Annotated in this window: 3 protein-coding genes; 2 read left to right on the top strand and 1 reads right to left on the bottom strand. The window is 63.5% G+C overall.

Annotated elements, in window-relative coordinates; all coding sequences use genetic code 11:
- Positions 1–340 (top strand): AraC family transcriptional regulator (locus EOD07_RS32435; protein WP_164772754.1); only part of this gene is annotated, 340 nt, incomplete at its 5' end.
- Positions 341–418: 78 nt separating this feature from the next.
- Entirely contained in the window at positions 419–826 is a 408-nt protein-coding gene (locus EOD07_RS32430; protein WP_127238153.1) for a VOC family protein, read from the top strand.
- A gap of 276 nt (positions 827–1102) precedes the next feature.
- On the opposite strand, the gene EOD07_RS32425 is transcribed toward EOD07_RS32430, so the two are convergent.
- On the bottom strand, positions 1103–2008 hold a 906-nt coding region (locus EOD07_RS32425), incomplete at its 5' end, for a cobyric acid synthase (protein WP_127238152.1).

Raw genomic sequence — 2008 nt, 5'->3', positions numbered from 1 at the left:
CCTTGCGGAGGCGCATGAGCTTTCGCCGGAAATCGCCTGGGCCTACAGGACGGTCATCGCATCGGGCGGCCGTACCCGGATTTCCGTGCTCGCCGGCGAGATCGGCTGGAGCCGCAAGCACCTTGCGGCCAAATTCACCGACGCGATCGGCATCGCCCCGAAGACCTTATCGCGCATCGTACGCTTCAACCGAGCGCTGTCGCTGTCGAAGCGACAGGACGACGACTGGGCAGGCATCGCCGCCGATTGCGGTTATGCCGACCAGGCGCATCTGGTGCGCGAGTTCCGCCAGCTTGCCGGCGAGACGCCGACCGGACTCGCGGCGTCGATGCAGGCCTGAGCCGAGGTAACATTTCTTCAAGACGCCGGAACAGCCTTGGTCGAAATTGGGCTCATCGACGCGAACAAGGAGATCGTCATGCCCTCGTCAACCGAAGCACCCCGTATCTACCCTGCCCTGCGTTACCGGAACGCCGCCAAGATGATCGATTGGCTCTGCGAAGCCTTCGGCTTCGAGGTCCGCGCCCGCTATGGTGACGGCGACATCGTCCACCACGCCGAGCTGACCTTTGGCTCCTCGATGATCATGCTGGGCACGGCGCGCGACGACGATTACGGCAAGATGGTCGGCGAGCCAGGCGAAGGCGGCGGCAAGTCGATCTATATCGCCGTCGATGATGCCGATGCCGCCTATGCGCGCGCCAGGAAGGCCGGCGCGAAAATCACCCAGGAACTGGTCGACCGCGACTATGGCAGCCGCGAGTTCATCTGCCTCGACCCGGAAGGCAATGTCTGGTCGTTTGGGACCTATTGGCCGAAGGCGTAGCTCTGTCATCGCCAGCGTTCGAGATTGGCGACAGCGCCTGAACTTCGTCATCCACGGGCGAAGCAAGGAGCGAAGCGACGCGCGCAGACCCGAGGATCCATGCCGTGACGTTGAGGCGTTGCGACGGTGCAGAATTCTGCATGGCTGCAACGCCTTCAGGTAACGGAATGGATTCTATGGTCTGCGCTGCGCCGCTTCGCTCCTTGCTCCGCCCGTGGATGACGACCCGAGGGGCGTTTTCGCCAATCACAAACCCTGTGAGTTCGATAGAGCTATCTATCGTGCGAGCGAAAAAATCGCGTCACAGTCGAGATGCCGCTCCAGCTCGGCCGCGACCTCGTCCAGCGCCCTCTCGACGTCCGCGCGGTAGTCGATGCCGCCTCCTTTGACGCCAAGGCTCTCAAGATAGGCGGTGCGAAAAGCGTCGGCGGAAAACAGTCCGTGCAGATAGGTGCCGATCACCTTGCCGTCGGCGGAGATCGCGCCGTCCTCGACGCCGTTGAGGATCGTCGAGGGTCGCGCCGTATCCGGACCGGTGGTGCGGCCGAGATGGATTTCGTAGCCTTCGAGCGGCAGGCCGAACTGCACAGACCGTGCGCTTGAATTGCGCACGGTCTTTTCCGGCTCCATCACGGTTTCGATGTCGAGCAGGCCGAGGCCCTCGGCCTCTCTCACGCCGCCTTCGATGCCGTCGGGATCGCGCACCACGCGGCCGAGCATCTGGTAGCCGCCGCAGATGCCGACGACATGGCCGCCACGCTTGCGGTGGGCAAGAAGATCGCGGTCCCAGCCGTTCTCACGGAACTTGATGAGATCGCCGATGGTCGACTTCGAGCCGGGGATGACCACCAGCCCGGCATCTTCCGGCAGCTTCTTGCCCGGCGGAACGAACACAACTTCGACCTGCGGCTCGGCCTTGAGCGGATCGAGATCGTCGAAATTGGCGATGCGCGCCAGCATCGGCACCGCCACCTTCAGCGCCCTTTTCCCGCCGGAAGCGAGGCGTTCGAGCACGACCGAATCCTCGGACGGCAGCCGCCCGGCCGCCTTCAGCCAAGGCACCACACCGAAACAGCGCCAGCCGGTGAACTTTTCGATTGCCTTGATGCCGTCGTCGAACAAAGAGACATCGCCGCGGAACTTGTTGATAATGTAGCCGGCGATCATGCGCCGGTCCTCCTC

Source organism: Mesorhizobium sp. M2C.T.Ca.TU.002.02.1.1 (genome assembly GCF_003997225.1).
Note: the sequence above shows the minus strand (reverse complement) of the source record. Positions and strands in the feature narration are given on the sequence as shown.